Genomic DNA, 14,079 nt, shown 5'->3' on the forward strand with positions numbered 1-14,079 from the left:
TCTATAATAGGAGGACAGGCCGTTTCCCGTTCTTTATATGATCCCTTTTTCACCATCATTCATGAAAATTGTCCTTCTCTCGTTATAAAACCAAGCTGCCCACCCATATATTAAGCATGAAAGCAACGAGAAAGCAGAAAGGTGGGTAGAGCGTGAGTTCAGATTCCCTTTCCTATTATCACCAAAAAAAGGATCAGTATTATCATGGCGTGAACCCGGTCATCGTCAACCGTATTCGTGAGGATTGGACGTCTTTATTGGATATCGGATGCGGCACAGGCAAGCTTGGAAAAGTCCTGAAACAAAAGGGCAGGACCATTTATGGTATTGAATCATTTAAAGATGCAGCAAAAGAGGCTGAGCAAGAGCTGGATCATGTTTTATGCGGAAATATTGAACAGATGACTCTCCCTTATGAACATGAACAATTTGACTGCATCATTTTCGGAGACGTCCTTGAACATTTATTGGACCCGTGGGCCGTTTTAAAGAAGGTCAAACCCTTCCTTAAAAAAGAAGGAGCTATCCTGTCTTCTATTCCGAATATCGGTCACATATCAACCCTTTTAGAATTACTTGCCGGCAGATTCACCTATACAGATGCAGGTTTAATGGATCAAACACATTTACGTTTCTTCACCCTTCACGAAATTCATGCACTCTTTCATTCAGCAGGCTTTCGTATTCGCGAGCTTGAAACCATTCGCGTACAGCATCCTTCCTACGCGAGCGTGATGAGTGATTTACATGAATTACTCGTGAAGCATGGTATTCGTTCTGATTTTCACGAGGCCGCTACCGCTTATCAGTATGTGGTTGAGGCGGTTCAGTTACATGAGTAACTCCACCATCCTGTTTGTTTTATGTGTAAATGATGAATCGATGTTTCAGGCATGCTTTCGGCAGCTCGCTTCACTTCCTGCTCCACATGGATATCATGTGGAGGTGTTGCCGATTAGACATGCATCAAGTATGACCTCTGCTTATAATGAAGCCAGCAGCCATCCAGCTCAATTTAAAATTTATCTTCATCAAGATACATTGATTGTCAAACAGCAAATGCTGCTTGAGCTGATTCCGCTTTTTTTACAGCATCCAACACTCGGTATGGTTGGGGTCATAGGAGCTGAAAGCGTGCCTGACAATGGGATTTGGTGGGAGAGTGCTGATTGCAGGGGGAAAGTCATTGAATATCGTCACGACACCTATCAGCTGCTTTCGTTTGAAAGAGGCCAGCATCCAGTAGCACAAGATTATATCAACGCTTCGGCGATTGATGGTCTTTTCATGGCGACACAGTATGATGTGAAATGGCGTGAGGATCTCTTTGATGGTTTTCATTTTTATGATGTTTCGCAGTCCTTAGAATTCGTCCAGCAGGGCTATAAGGTTGGGATTGCAAAGCAAGAAGAGCCTTGGTGTATCCACAAATGCGGAGATCATTTTGATGGCGAAGCATATGAAAAAGCGAGACAAACATTTCTTTCAAATTATCGATAGAAAGCACCCTTTTCGGGTTCCTTTTTTATGATATACTGTCATAAACAACCAGATCGTCTCATATGCATTGGAGTACCTTGTCCCTAATTCGTACAAAGGAGGAAACAATGGCAGACAAAAAAGTTCATTATAAGAAGGTTGCCGCTTCAGAGGATTTTCGAAAACTTCTCGAGGAAAAACGCAGATTTATCGTACCGTTGACGATTTTCTTTTTTCTCTTTTACTTTTCACTTCCGGTTGCTACATCCTACTTCACCTTTTTGAACACACCGGCAATTGGCGCGATCTCATGGGCTTGGTTATTCGCCCTCACACAATTTGTCATGACGTGGGTATTATGTGGACTTTATGCGAAAAAAGCAGCTCAGTTTGACAAATATGTAAGCGCTTTAAAAAATGAATCGAGAGGTGATGACGAATGAGCATGACCGCGTTTATTTTATTCATAGCGATCGTCGGGCTCACATTGGTCATCACATATTTTGCTGCGAAGAAAACGAGCAATGCGAGCGACTTCTACACAGCAGGTGGAGGTCTGACTGGGTTTCAGAACGGCCTTGCCATCGCCGGGGACTATATGTCTGCTGCATCATTTTTAGGGATCGCTGGAATGATCGCTTTAAATGGATTTGACGGCTTTTTCTATAGTATTGGCTTTTTAGTGGCGTACCTTGTCGTTCTTTACGTTGTAGCTGAACCGCTTCGAAATCTTGGGAAATATACGATGGCTGATATGATTGCTGCACGATTTAAGCGTCCTGCCATTCGAGGGGTTGCCGCGTTTAACACAATCACAGTCTCTACTTTTTATATGATTGCGCAGCTTGTTGGGGCTGGCGCATTAATCAAACTCCTTCTCGGCATTGATTACTGGATTGCGGTGCTGATTGTGGGTGTCTTAATGACCATTTATGTGGTTTTTGGTGGCATGATCGCAACCAGCTGGGTGCAGATCACAAAGGCTGTCCTTCTCATGCTGGGCACGCTGATTATTTCACTGCTTGTGTTTGCGAAGTTTGATTTTAGTCTGCTGAAGATGTTTGAACAGATGAAAACAGCGACCCCGCTCGGCGAGGCATTTCTTCACCCGGGAAATAAATATGATGTCCCTTTAGAGACTTTGTCTCTAAATCTTGCTTTAGTGCTTGGAACAGCAGGTTTGCCGCACATTTTGATTCGGTTTTATACGGTAAAGGATGCCATTTCTGCGCGTAAATCTGTTCTATCCGCTACGTGGATCATCGGGATTTTTTATTTAATGACGGTTTTCCTCGGTTTTGGCGCAGCTGCCTTTGTTGGAACAGAAGCGATCACAGCAGCCGATGCAGCAGGAAATATGGCCGCCCCACTGCTCGCCCAAGCCCTAGGAGGAGATTTATTATTTGCCTTTGTTTCCGCTATTGCCTTTGCGACGATCTTGGCAGTGGTCACCGGCCTCGTTTTATCCGCCGCGTCTGCCTTTGCCCATGACTTTTATAGTCAGATCATCCGCAAAGGGAAAGCGAGTGAACGGGAGCAAGTGAAAGCGGCACGCTTTGCTTCGATCGGCGTTGCCATTCTTTCCATCATTCTTGCATTATTTGCCCAATCTTTAAACGTCGCTTTTCTAGTGTCACTTGCCTTCGCTGTGGCAGCAAGCGCAAATTTACCATTGATTATCTTCACTGTGTTTTGGAAACGATTTAATTCCACGGGTGCCATCGCAGGAAGTCTAACAGGACTACTGAGCGCACTGATTATCGTCTCGCTCAGCCCAAGCGTCTGGGATCCATCGGGAGCAGCCATCTTTACAGGAGAACCGCTCATCCCGCTGTCGAACCCTGGAATTATCTCAATCCCACTCGGATTCCTTGCCGCATACTTAGGCACGATATTCTCCTCTGAAAAAGCAGATGAAGACACCTTTACGGAAATCCAAGTAAAGGCACATACAGGCATGCATATGGATACTGATTCATGAGGAAAAGCCGGCTGATGAGCCGGCTTTTTTGACTTTTTCTCAAAAAAAGTTTCAGTAAGGTATAAATTGACCTATCAACTTATTTTTATACTTCTCTAACCTGGCAAACCTTCTACGTGTGATTAAAGAGCAGCATGTGACGAGGATCAACAGAATTTCATGCTCTTCCCCTCTATTATCAACCACACTCTTCATCCCTATCACCTCTCTTTTATATGTGTTCAAACATCCTCCTACTCAACGTCATTTATATGTTATCATTTTATACACATACTGGAAATCATTTCACACGTTGAGGCACTCTCATTTAGTACAAGCAAAAATCTGCAAGAAAGAAGTGACATGACTGATGCGTCAAATATATGCAGCCAAGTTATTATTCGAATCCATCTCATCACCTAGCAGTATGCCCGATAAAATGTTTGAAGAACGAATCATTTTGGTGCGAGCAAAAAACCACCGTAAAGTAAAGAATATAGTCAAACAAAGCTTTCTAGAAGAAACCTTTGAGAATGCTGAAGGTGGACAAACGACCAAAAAATTAGCAGCCATCCTAGATGTCTTTGAGCTTGTAGATCAATTAGATCAAGATCCACTGCATTTAAGTGAGGTGTACAGCCGTCACCTTATTTTTGATAAAGAAACTTCGGCTAAAGAAGCCATTGAGGCATATTCTTTAGACAAATAAAAGAAGCCGGCTGATGAGCCGGCTTTTTAATATCGTTGAAATAACTCTGGATTTTTCGGAACGTTTTCTAAATAAACGATCTTTCCTTGGTCGTCCAGTTCTGCAATATCAATTCCTTCTGCTGTATAGACACGGCCATCCGAAAGTTTCCCGCAAACAGCCCAGTTTGTTTCATACTTTCCGTCTTCTCTTTTATTCCAGCCATCCCACATATGCTTGATGTCTTCATGCACGTGGAAAAATGTGTTTAAAAACTGTGTAAACGCTTGGATACCAGGCTTCTCGGCGCCATTTAAGACAATCATGACATCGTCAGAAAACAATGCCAGCAATTCTTCCATTTGCTTCTGCCCTTTTCCCGCTTCATCGTATCGGCGAAAATACGTATCGAGTACTTCCATTGTTCATTCTCCTTTATTTACCTGTCATTTCGAAAATAATCGAACAAATTAATTGTACACATTTGCTTCTCGCCTGTCTATTTTCCCCGACATCAGAAAGACATGAATTGAGTCAATCCATGTCGTCTCCTAAAGCTAAAGAGATGCCTTTTCTGAGTCAACAAGTGCTTTCAAGGCTTCTGCTGCTTTTTTCGGTTCACTACTCTGGCTAATGGCGCTAATGATGCTAATACCATCTGCCCCTGATCGGATGATTGGCGCAGCATTGTCGTATGTGATCCCCCCGATGCCCACAATCGGAATAAGAAGACCATGACGACGTACTTCAGTGATCAAAGACACCCCTTGAACACTGCGTGTATCTTTTTTTGTTTCTGATGGATAAACAGGACCCATCCCGACATAATCTGCGCCGTCCTTCATGGCTTGTTTCACTTCATCTAGGTTATGCGTAGACACGCCTAATATTTTATTCCCGATTTTTCGTCTGACGTCGCGTGCATTTGTATCTTCCTGTCCAACATGAACGCCGTCTGCATCAAGATCCATCGCTAACTGTACATCATCATTCACAATAAAAGGAACACTGGCTTCTTGGCAAAGCACTTGAAGCTGACGAGACAATTGTTTCTTTTCTTCCCCCTGCAGAGCTCCATCACCCTTTTCACGGAATTGGAACATGGTAATCCCGCCTTGAATGGCTTCCTTTACGACATCAAGCGGCTGCCTGCTGGTATTCGCTGTTCCCATAATAAAATAAACCGATAATTGCTGTTTGATTTGCTGTTGATCAGCCTTTGTCATGTGAAATTCCCCCTATTTTCCCCAGCGTCAACACATCATCGCCAGTTGTGTGTGAGAGTGCATTTAATAATTCCATTTGAAACGTTCCTGGCCCTTTTTCCTTTGTGGACTGCGCTGCCCGTTCAGCTGCAACACCATAAAACAATAAAGCAGCTGCCGATGCATGAAGCGGCTGTTCACCTGTTGCACAAAAAGCCCCGATGACCGATGTCAGTAAACAACCAGTTCCCGTCACCTTGGTGAGCCATTCATGTCCATTATGAATAGACAGCACGTCCTCTCCATCTGACACCACATCGACTTTTCCTGTGATTACCACAACGGTCTGAAGTGTCCTCGCCGCTTGTTTGACTAGTGCTGATACATCTCCGTTCGCCGCCTTCGCATCGACGCCCTTTGACTCCCAGCCATCCACTCCAAGTAAATGAGCAATTTCTGCAGCATTCCCTCTGACAACGGTCATGTTCACTTGCTCTAACAGCTGTTTTGCTGATTTCATTCGAAACGTTGTCGCACCGACGCCGACAGGATCTAATAGAACAGGTACACCTTTAGCATTGGCAGCTTGTCCAGCCAAAACCATGGCCTCTACGGTCTCCTTTGTCAATGTGCCAATGTTGAGCACAAGTGCATTCGCTAATTGCGCCATTTCAGCCACTTCTTCTTTGGCATTTGCCATCACTGGCGAGGCACCTAAGGCAAGCAGTCCATTTGCTGTAAAGTTCATCACGACTTGATTGGTGATGTTATGAATGAGTGGATTTTCCGCTCGAACCTTCTCCAATAAATGAGACGCGTCACTTGTTTTCATCCTTATCGTCCTCCTTTTACTCTGCATCCCACACGTAGGATTTAGTATGCTTTAACCACTCTCTTGCGGCAAACGACAAATAGCGGTCCTTTCGCCAAATAACCCCTAAATGCCACGGAATCGATGGGTTTAAGGAAATGACCTTTACCTTTTCAGGATCAAGATCCCGGCAAATACGTTCAGGCAGAAGGCCAATCCCCAAGTTCTCGGCTACCATTTCACTGATGAAATCCCATTGAGACGTTTCATAAATGACATTGGGCCGGAAGCCCGCATTCATACATTCATTCAATATCCGGCTATGCAGAACAAAATCTTCTCGAAAGAAAATAAAAGACTCTTCCTTCAAATCAGCTAAATGAGCCTCATGACGATCTGTCATCGGATGTGATGGATGCGTCACGAGCTTCATGTCTTCTTTAATGATGGTGTACGTATGAAAAATTTTATCATTAGCAGGCAGCACAATGACACCAATATCTAACGACCCATCCTCGACCCCTTCCTCAACTTTAATAGAGCCGTGCTCCACCAATTGAAATGTGACATCAGGATACTGCTGGCGGAATTCCCCCATGACATTTGGGAAGAAACTCGACCCAATCATCGGCGGCAGTCCGATGCGGATATGCCCTTTTTTCACATTCATTAAATCATTTAATTCGCTCGTTAAATTCTGAAATGATTGTGTGATTTCACTCGCCTGTGTATACATCGTTTGTCCAGCATCTGTCATTTCAACCTGCCGGCCATTTCGATAAAACAACTGCACCCCTAGCTCATCCTCGAGATTTTTGACCATCTTAGAAATGGTCGGCTGTGACACATAAAGGGATTGCGATGCTTTCGTGAAGCTTTTCAACCTCGCGACTTCTAAGAAATATGTTAAATGTCTAATGTCCACATGCTTCACCCTTCCTATAGACAAAAGGAATACTAACTATTCGATATATGTATTTTACCTATAACAGAACGTGCTGTACACTTTTAAGTAAGCTCATCAACTGGAACGTTATCATGTTTTTGTGAAACAGTGAACAATTTATATAGAAAAAGGAGTGAACAGAAAGTGAAATTGCTCAAAACGCCGCTGATTGCTGTCCTTCAGATTATGGCTTTGTTTGTTTTTGCGAAATTGATGAATGTGCTCGCGGCCTTTTTGCATTTAAGAATTCCGGGCACGATCTTAGGCATTCTGGTCATTTTCTTATTACTTCATTTTAAGATTATCCAATTAAAATGGATTGAACTTGGCGCCGTATGGCTGCTCGGAGAACTGCTGCTATTCTTTATCCCATCAGCGGTTGGTGTCATTGATTATGGAACATTGCTTTCTCAATCGGGCACAAGTATCGTCCTTGTCGTCTTACTTAGTACCTTTGTCGTCATGCTCTCGACTGGTATCATGACGCAATTGATTGCGAAAAGAAAGGAGCGAAAAAAACTATGTTAGTTGGCGCACTATTTCTGATCTTAACGGTTCTTTTATATCTCGGATCAAAAGCGATATATAAACGACACCCGAAGGTTTATGTATCCCCATTACTTGTGACACCGCTTGTTCTTGTCGTCTTTTTGTTAATCGTCAACATTCCTTACGACGCTTACAATCAAGGCGGGAAGTGGCTCACGAATATGCTTCAGCCTGCAACGGTTGCTTTTGCCATTCCTTTATATAAGTATTTTCACATTCTGAAGAAGCATGCAGTAGAAATTATTTTGAATGTCGCTTGCGGTTCTGTCATTGCGATCTTATCAACTGCATTTATCGCCAAGCTGTTTCATTTGGATACAAGCCTCATCGAAAGTCTTGTCCCAAGGTCGGTTACCACACCAGTGGCGATGAGTGTATCAGAAATGATTGGCGGTATGCCGTCCGTTACGGCTGTATTCGTCATTTTAACTGCGCTATTTGGATCTGTTATCGGCCCAATGGTCATTCGTTATTTCCGCATCGATAATGACATTGCCATGGGTGTTCTGCTTGGAACAGGTGCACACGGGGCAGGAACATCGAAGGCATTTGAAATGAGCTCCGTCTCAGGAACGATCTCAAGTGTATCCATGATTATATCAGCCATTATTACATTATGTGCAGCGCCTCTCCTCATGACATTTGCCTTATAAAAAAAGCCATTTCCTTTATCGGAAAATGGCTTTTTCTTATGCTTGTATAAAGACAACCTTCAAATAATTTCCTTCAGGATAATTCTTCGTTGTACGGAAATCCTCAGGAAGTGTATATTCTTCGAGGATACGGTAAGATTGCCCCGATTCTTTAAAGGCCTGCGCAATAAACCCTTTGAATTTCTTCATGCCAAAAGCACTGCTATTCGTTGATGCCACAATAACGCCGTTCTCAGCTGTGATCTGGATGGCTTCTTTTAATAGCTTCTTATAATCCTTCGCCGCACTGAATGTATGCTTTTTCGTTCGGGCAAAGGAAGGCGGATCTAAAATGACAAGATCATAGGTCCATCCTTTTTTCGCAGCAAACGGAAAATATTTAAAAACGTCCATGACTTTAATATCCTGTCCGTCCACATCAACACCGTTGACTTCAAACTGTTCTGATGTTTTTTTCAAACTGCGGTTTGCGACATCGACACTTGTTGTACGGCTCGCTCCGCCAAGCGCTGCTGCCACTGAGAAAGCACCTGTGTAAGAAAATGTATTGAGCACGGTCTTTCCTTTTGCATAACGATCGCGAATCGCCTTTCTCACATGACGTTGATCTAGAAAAATACCTGTCATCGCACCATCATTTAAGTAAACCGCTACATTCATATCGTTTTCTTTCACGATGAGAGGAAATTCACCTTTCTCTCCCTTTACAAAATCATCATCCTCTATATATTGGCCAGACGTATCAAATCGTTTCTTTTCATAGATGCCTTTATAGTCTGGATATACGTGCTCAAGTGCCGCCAATACTTCCGCCTTGAATGTATAAACTCCTTCGCTATACCATTGGATGAGATAGAACCCGTCATAATGATCAATCGTGAAACCACCAATGCCATCACCCTCTCCGTTGAACACACGAAAAGCAGTTGTCTGTGCATCACGAAATAAATGCGTTCTGCTTTTTGCTGCCTGCTCAAGCTTAGAGACAAAAAAAGATTGGTTTATTGTTTCATTGATATTAAAGGTCAGTACCCAGCCGATTCCTTTATTTTGTACACCATAGTACCCTTTTCCTAAAAAATCGCCTCGTTCATCCACCCATTCAATGAGCTCGCCTTCCTGTACACCGTTCACACGCGAAACAGCATCTTTGGAAATGAGCGGATATCCCTTTTTCACTTGTTCTGCAAAAGTTTGTTTTAATGAGATTTTTTTCATTCGTGTCATCCTTATCCTAAATTGACTCTCTCTATCCTACCATATGAATGTATACGTTACTTCTATTATGATAAGATGAGGAGAAAAATATCAACACGCCATAGAGGAGGCACTTCTTTTGACGACATTACGCTTAGATCATACAGGCATTATGGTTTCAAATATTGATACGTCCATTGATTTTTATGAAAAAGTCGTGGGCATGAAATTAAAGGATCGCATCACTCATACAAACGGAGTCATTGAGCTTGCATTTCTCGGCTTTAAAGACGAGGCAGAAACGGAAATTGAGCTCATCCAAGGCTACAGCAGTGATCTGCCATCTGAAGGAAAGGTCCACCATCTTGCCTTTACAACAGACAACATTCATGCTGAATTCAATCGTATCCAAAAGCTGCAAATTGAATTAATTGATGAAGAAATTACGACGTTACCAAATGGATACTGCTACTTCTTTTTCAGAGGGCCAGACCAAGAATGGATCGAATTCTTCCAGCGCTAATATTTCCTAGGAAATGGACCCGATTCCCTTTATGCTCCATAAAAAAAGAGTAAGAGCACCCATATGCCCTTACTCTTTTTTTATAACACCTTACTAAGAAATGATTTTGTACGCTCATGCTGGGGGTTTCCAAAGAGAGCTTCCGGTTTGTCTTCTTCGACAATATACCCACCATCCATAAAGATCACTCGGTCTCCTACCTCTCTTGCAAAGCCCATCTCATGTGTGACCACAATCATTGTCATCCCTTCGACGGCTAACTGTTTCATTACAGCTAATACATCCCCAACAACCTCAGGATCAAGAGCAGATGTCGGTTCATCGAATAATAACACTTTCGGGTCCATCGCCAAGGCTCTTGCAATGGCAACACGCTGCTTTTGTCCACCAGATAATTGGTTAGGGTAGCTTTTGGCCTTGTCTTTCAAGCCGACCTTTTCAAGCAAGTCTAACGCTTTATCGACTGCCGCTTTCTTGTCGGCACCCTTTACCTTAATCGGTGCGATCGTGATGTTTTCTAAAACAGTTTTATGAGGAAATAGATTAAAGTGTTGAAACACCATCCCGACTTCTTGTCGTACTTTATTGATATTTACCTTCGGATCTGTAATCGTATGTCCGTGGACAACAACTTCCCCAGCCGTAATATCCTCTAATTTATTGAGACATCTCAGAAACGTGCTTTTGCCTGATCCAGAAGGACCAATGACACACACAACCTCTTTTTCCTCGATGACTGCATTAATATCCTTTAAGACTTCATGATCGCCAAAGGACTTCTTTAAATTTTTCACCGCAATCATACTCATTTCACATCAAATCTCCTTTCTGCATAGCTTGCCAGTAGAGAAAGTAAATAAATGATCACAAAATAAATGATACCGACAATGAGCCAGACATTCAAAGGATCAAATGTAGCCGATGCTTGTACTTGCCCTCGCTGCATAATATCAGCGATTCCGATAATCGATAAAAGAGACGTGTCCTTCAAGCTGATAATGGCTTGGTTTGTAATTGCTGGAAGCATGCGGCGAAATGCCTGCGGAAGGACGATAAAACGCATGTTTTGTCCCCCTGTAAAACCTAAGGAACGTGCAGCTTCTGTTTGTCCTTTATCAATAGACTGAATCCCAGCACGAATAATTTCTGAGAAATAAGCCCCTGCATTAATTGCTACTGTAATAATCCCTGCCGGCACTCGATCAAGTGAAATGAATTCAAGTGTATTCAAACCAAAATAAATGAAGAATAGCTGGACGATAAATGGGGTGCCTCGAATGGCATTAACAAAGACGAGTGCGATGAAATTTAAGATTTTAAAAGGTGACAGACGGAATAACGCCACTATTAAACCGATGATAAATCCTAAAATGATAGCAACAACAAAGATATATAAAGTGGTCTGTAAACCATCCATTAAATATGGAAATGCATTAACAATCGTATCCATGGTTCTCCCTCCCTAATTCACATATGATGACATAAAGAAAGCGCGCTCGGAGCGCGCCTCGCTTGTGTTATGACTTCAAATATTTATCAATAATTTTGTCATATTCACCGTTTTTCTTTAAGTTCTCCAGCCCTTTATTGATCTTCTTCAATAGGTCTTGGTTTTTCCCCTTCATAACAGATATACCATACTGGTCTCCATTCAACCGGTCTCCAGCTGTTTTCAATTTTAAATCTTGCTGTGCGATCGCGTACGTAATGACAGGATAATCTTCAATTAAGGCATCTGCATTTCCGTTTGAAACTTCCTGGAACATCGATGGGCTGTCGTTAAATTGAACTACTTCATACCCATATTTATCTGCGTTATCTGATGCAAATTTAGCACCTGTCGTCCCGTTTTTAACAGCTAGCTTTTTCCCCTTTAAATCATCAATTGATTGAATGCTGCTGTCCTTTTTCACAACTACTGTCAGCCCAGCGTCAAAGTACGGATCTGAGAAGTCTACTTTCTTCTTACGTTCATCTGTGATACTCATCCCGCCCATACCTACATCCAACTGACCTGCCTGCATCGCTGGAATAATGCCTGAGAAGTCCATGGCTTCTAGCTTCACTTTGAAGCCTTGATCTTTTGCAATTGCGTTAATCAAATCAACGTCTATTCCTTCGTATTTACCGCCCTTTTCAAATTCAAATGGCGGATAGGTTGTATCTATCCCAATTTTATATGTGCCTTTGCCTTCTCCCGAATCACTGTCCGATTTTGATCCACAGGCTGCCATGACGAGCACAACAATGAGTCCCATGATCAGTAACAACGATTTTTTCATAAAACACGACCCCCTATTGTCAGTTTTGTCTAAATATTCGCAATAACAATAACACTATACCACGCTAAATCTATAAGTGTGTGATGTTTTTTATCAATACCAAAGATCCATACATACCTAGATCAAAAGTCTCTTTAAATTTTACTATTTTGCGAATAACTCATTTTATTCTAAAAGAAGCGTGGTTCACAATCATAATGTGAGATAATCTTACGAAAAATGAGGCAGCACCTTGAAAACAACCGATCTTTTCTAGCCTATAAAAACAGACTCACAAACTATCTTCTTGTCTCTATTGGTATTGTAATATATATTTTTGAAAACGCTCATTCCACCTAAAAAAATGTAAGCGTATACAAAATATCACCTAATCCCTTTTTCTTTCACTACTGGTTGAAATTACATCAAAAAACATGTTTTACAAATTGAGAGAGAGCGCTTAAAATATAAGAAGATACTGAATATGGAAAGTGAATTCAGATGAACGGAAATCGAACTAGGTGGATAGATGAAGAAAGGAGGATATAAATTGGCAGAAACAGGTGTTTTGTCGTCCGTTGATGTAGCAAATATGTTAAATGACTGGTATGTCATGATGAAAAAAAGAGAAATACAAGGCGCGATCCAGCTAAAAGAAGAAATTCTTCAAGCGTTTGATCGAATGGAAGAAAATCAAGACGTCTTACTTTACTATCAATTGCTAGAGTACCGTTTTAAGGATCTCATCGAAGATACAGCTTCGTTGGATCATAGTCTTTTTGTTGATGAAAATGCGGTTCGTACGGACGATATGCTCAGCTACTATTACTATTTCTTTAAAGGGATGTATGAAATGCGCAGAGGGAATCAGGATACAGCATTTCACCTCTTGAAGTTGGCAGAGGATAAATTAGATCTCGTCCACGATGACATTGAAAAAGCAGAATTTCATTATAAAACAGGGTGTCTTTACTATAATATAAGGTCCACGCTTCTCTCCATCCACCACTTAAAGATGGCTTCATCTATTTACGACGCAGATCCATGTTATGTGAAAAAATCAATCAGCTGTCAAATGATGCTCGCTTTGAATTATGCTGATCAATCGAAATACTCTGAGGCTGAATCCTTATTTGAAAAAGTGATTCATTCACTAGAACAAATGGAAGATCCAGATTTACTTGGTCACGCGTATTGCAATGCAGCCTTTATTAAAAGTCTTAGAAATGAATACAGTGAAGCTGTGCCACTCCTAGAAAAAGCTTTATTGATCGAGACATTCGAAACTTCTTCTCCAGGCGGCTACTTACTTGCCATGTATGCCTACACAAAAGCACTATTCAAGCTCAAAAAGCCTGGTTTGTTCCACTATTATGTACAGCTTTCACTTCAAAAAGCAGAAAATTTAAAACAACGAAATATTTCTCTTAAATTATCTATTTTAGAAACACTAATGCTTCAGCCAGACAACATGATTGAACAAATCAAGTCATATTGCGAGCAATTAGAATCTATGAATTTCCTTGTCGATCTTGAAGCCATCTGTCAGGATGCAGCAGCTTTCTTAACAGATCTCGGCCTTCATGAAGAATCCACTTATTTCTCGAACAAGGCGTTGTCCTTAAAAACAAATATGGAGTGATATATGATGAAAAAATGGCTTATCACAAGTGCTCTCTTAACGCTTTTGATCACAGGTGTTTCCATCGAGGCTTCTATTACAAAAGACAACCAATTTGCACAAGTTCAAGATAAGGATTCAATCATTCAAAAGAGAGACCGCGGAACCAATCCTTAATAATAAAAA

Annotated in this window: 18 protein-coding genes; 10 read left to right on the plus strand and 8 right to left on the minus strand. The window is 41.7% G+C overall.

All coding sequences use genetic code 11. The annotated features are described in order from the left end of the window. Positions 1-152 precede the first annotated feature (152 nt). The 5 genes from C5695_RS19090 (at position 153) to C5695_RS19110 (ending at position 4,148) form a co-directional block, all read left to right on the plus strand. Positions 153-842, plus strand: coding sequence for a class I SAM-dependent methyltransferase (locus C5695_RS19090; RefSeq protein ID WP_117732522.1), 690 nt, complete (start codon positions 153-155; stop codon positions 840-842). Beyond that, positions 835-1,500: a glycosyltransferase family protein gene (locus tag C5695_RS19095; protein WP_117732524.1), complete on the plus strand. Its 666-nt coding sequence runs from the start codon at positions 835-837 to the stop codon at positions 1,498-1,500. Before C5695_RS19090 ends, C5695_RS19095 begins: the two co-directional genes overlap by 8 nt. A 107-nt stretch (positions 1,501-1,607) precedes the next feature. Next, positions 1,608-1,922 carry a DUF485 domain-containing protein gene (locus C5695_RS19100; protein ID WP_117732525.1) on the plus strand — a complete coding sequence of 105 codons (315 nt, stop codon included), beginning with the start codon at positions 1,608-1,610 and terminating at the stop codon, positions 1,920-1,922. Beyond that, positions 1,919-3,460 (plus strand): solute symporter family protein, encoded by a 1,542-nt coding sequence (locus tag C5695_RS19105; protein ID WP_117732526.1) that lies wholly within the window; start codon positions 1,919-1,921, stop codon positions 3,458-3,460. Before C5695_RS19100 ends, C5695_RS19105 begins: the two co-directional genes overlap by 4 nt. 349 nt (positions 3,461-3,809) lie before the next feature. Beyond that, positions 3,810-4,148, plus strand: a complete 339-nt coding sequence (locus tag C5695_RS19110; RefSeq protein ID WP_117732528.1) for a DUF4288 domain-containing protein — start codon at positions 3,810-3,812, stop codon at positions 4,146-4,148. Between the two features lie 26 nt (positions 4,149-4,174). On the opposite strand, the gene C5695_RS19115 is transcribed toward C5695_RS19110, so the two are convergent. The 4 genes from C5695_RS19115 to cidR form a co-directional block, all read right to left on the minus strand. Beyond that, a complete protein-coding gene (locus C5695_RS19115) occupies positions 4,175-4,549 on the minus strand; it encodes a nuclear transport factor 2 family protein (protein WP_117732530.1) in 375 nt (124 codons plus the stop codon). A 135-nt stretch (positions 4,550-4,684) separates the two neighbouring features. Beyond that, complete coding sequence (gene thiE, locus C5695_RS19120; RefSeq protein ID WP_117732532.1) at positions 4,685-5,353, minus strand: thiamine phosphate synthase; 669 nt, start codon at positions 5,351-5,353, stop codon at positions 4,685-4,687. Continuing rightward, positions 5,340-6,164 carry a hydroxyethylthiazole kinase gene (gene thiM, locus C5695_RS19125; protein WP_117732534.1) on the minus strand — a complete coding sequence of 275 codons (825 nt, stop codon included), beginning with the start codon at positions 6,162-6,164 and terminating at the stop codon, positions 5,340-5,342. The genes thiE and thiM overlap by 14 nt, the downstream gene beginning before the upstream one ends. A gap of 16 nt (positions 6,165-6,180) precedes the next feature. Continuing rightward, entirely contained in the window at positions 6,181-7,068 is an 888-nt protein-coding gene (gene cidR, locus C5695_RS19130) for a cidABC operon transcriptional activator CidR (protein WP_117732536.1), read from the minus strand. Between the two features lie 165 nt (positions 7,069-7,233). Between cidR and C5695_RS19135 the strand changes: the two genes are divergently transcribed. After that, a complete protein-coding gene (locus C5695_RS19135; protein WP_117732538.1) occupies positions 7,234-7,617 on the plus strand; it encodes a CidA/LrgA family holin-like protein in 384 nt (127 codons plus the stop codon). Next, the gene (locus C5695_RS19140; RefSeq protein WP_117732541.1) at positions 7,611-8,291 is read left to right on the plus strand and encodes a CidB/LrgB family autolysis modulator; all 681 of its coding nucleotides are present in this window, start codon (positions 7,611-7,613) and stop codon (positions 8,289-8,291) included. Before C5695_RS19135 ends, C5695_RS19140 begins: the two co-directional genes overlap by 7 nt. A gap of 36 nt (positions 8,292-8,327) precedes the next feature. Here C5695_RS19140 and C5695_RS19145 read toward each other — a convergent pair whose 3' ends face one another. After that, positions 8,328-9,509 (minus strand): class I SAM-dependent rRNA methyltransferase, encoded by a 1,182-nt coding sequence (locus tag C5695_RS19145; protein ID WP_117732543.1) that lies wholly within the window; start codon positions 9,507-9,509, stop codon positions 8,328-8,330. 118 nt (positions 9,510-9,627) lie between these two features. Between C5695_RS19145 and C5695_RS19150 the strand changes: the two genes are divergently transcribed. After that, positions 9,628-10,011, plus strand: a complete 384-nt coding sequence (locus C5695_RS19150; RefSeq protein ID WP_012011694.1) for a glyoxalase GlxA — start codon at positions 9,628-9,630, stop codon at positions 10,009-10,011. Positions 10,012-10,091: 80 nt separating this feature from the next. On the opposite strand, the gene C5695_RS19155 is transcribed toward C5695_RS19150, so the two are convergent. The 3 genes from C5695_RS19155 to C5695_RS19165 form a co-directional block, all read right to left on the minus strand. Further along, the gene (locus tag C5695_RS19155) at positions 10,092-10,820 is read right to left on the minus strand and encodes an amino acid ABC transporter ATP-binding protein (RefSeq protein ID WP_117732545.1); all 729 of its coding nucleotides are present in this window, start codon (positions 10,818-10,820) and stop codon (positions 10,092-10,094) included. Next, complete coding sequence (locus C5695_RS19160; RefSeq protein WP_117732547.1) at positions 10,817-11,461, minus strand: amino acid ABC transporter permease; 645 nt, start codon at positions 11,459-11,461, stop codon at positions 10,817-10,819. The genes C5695_RS19155 and C5695_RS19160 overlap by 4 nt, the downstream gene beginning before the upstream one ends. 67 nt (positions 11,462-11,528) lie before the next feature. After that, positions 11,529-12,293, minus strand: a complete 765-nt coding sequence (locus C5695_RS19165; RefSeq protein ID WP_117732549.1) for a transporter substrate-binding domain-containing protein — start codon at positions 12,291-12,293, stop codon at positions 11,529-11,531. A gap of 529 nt (positions 12,294-12,822) precedes the next feature. Between C5695_RS19165 and C5695_RS19170 the strand changes: the two genes are divergently transcribed. Continuing rightward, positions 12,823-13,914: a response regulator aspartate phosphatase gene (locus tag C5695_RS19170; protein ID WP_117732551.1), complete on the plus strand. Its 1,092-nt coding sequence runs from the start codon at positions 12,823-12,825 to the stop codon at positions 13,912-13,914. Between the two features lie 6 nt (positions 13,915-13,920). After that, positions 13,921-14,070, plus strand: a complete 150-nt coding sequence (locus C5695_RS20725; protein ID WP_187441862.1) for a hypothetical protein — start codon at positions 13,921-13,923, stop codon at positions 14,068-14,070. Positions 14,071-14,079: the final 9 nt, after the last annotated feature.

This window comes from Bacillus pumilus (genome assembly GCF_003431975.1).
GTDB lineage: Bacteria > Bacillota > Bacilli > Bacillales > Bacillaceae > Bacillus > Bacillus pumilus_N.

Excerpts from the sequence above, each read along its gene's own strand:
- C5695_RS19115 (WP_117732530.1), bottom strand. The coding sequence starts at position 4,549 with ATGGAAGTACTCGATACGTATTTTCGCCGATACGATGAAGCGGGAAAA.
- C5695_RS19095 (WP_117732524.1), top strand. The coding sequence starts at position 835 with ATGAGTAACTCCACCATCCTGTTTGTTTTATGTGTAAATGATGAATCG.
- C5695_RS19100 (WP_117732525.1), top strand. The coding sequence starts at position 1,608 with ATGGCAGACAAAAAAGTTCATTATAAGAAGGTTGCCGCTTCAGAGGAT.
- C5695_RS19105 (WP_117732526.1), top strand. The coding sequence starts at position 1,919 with ATGAGCATGACCGCGTTTATTTTATTCATAGCGATCGTCGGGCTCACA.
- C5695_RS19145 (WP_117732543.1), bottom strand. The coding sequence starts at position 9,509 with ATGAAAAAAATCTCATTAAAACAAACTTTTGCAGAACAAGTGAAAAAG.
- C5695_RS19160 (WP_117732547.1), bottom strand. The coding sequence starts at position 11,461 with ATGGATACGATTGTTAATGCATTTCCATATTTAATGGATGGTTTACAG.
- thiM (WP_117732534.1), bottom strand. The coding sequence starts at position 6,164 with ATGAAAACAAGTGACGCGTCTCATTTATTGGAGAAGGTTCGAGCGGAA.
- C5695_RS19110 (WP_117732528.1), top strand. The coding sequence starts at position 3,810 with ATGCGTCAAATATATGCAGCCAAGTTATTATTCGAATCCATCTCATCA.
- C5695_RS19140 (WP_117732541.1), top strand. The coding sequence starts at position 7,611 with ATGTTAGTTGGCGCACTATTTCTGATCTTAACGGTTCTTTTATATCTC.
- C5695_RS20725 (WP_187441862.1), top strand. The coding sequence starts at position 13,921 with ATGAAAAAATGGCTTATCACAAGTGCTCTCTTAACGCTTTTGATCACA.
- thiE (WP_117732532.1), bottom strand. The coding sequence starts at position 5,353 with ATGACAAAGGCTGATCAACAGCAAATCAAACAGCAATTATCGGTTTAT.
- C5695_RS19155 (WP_117732545.1), bottom strand. The coding sequence starts at position 10,820 with ATGAGTATGATTGCGGTGAAAAATTTAAAGAAGTCCTTTGGCGATCAT.
- C5695_RS19165 (WP_117732549.1), bottom strand. The coding sequence starts at position 12,293 with ATGAAAAAATCGTTGTTACTGATCATGGGACTCATTGTTGTGCTCGTC.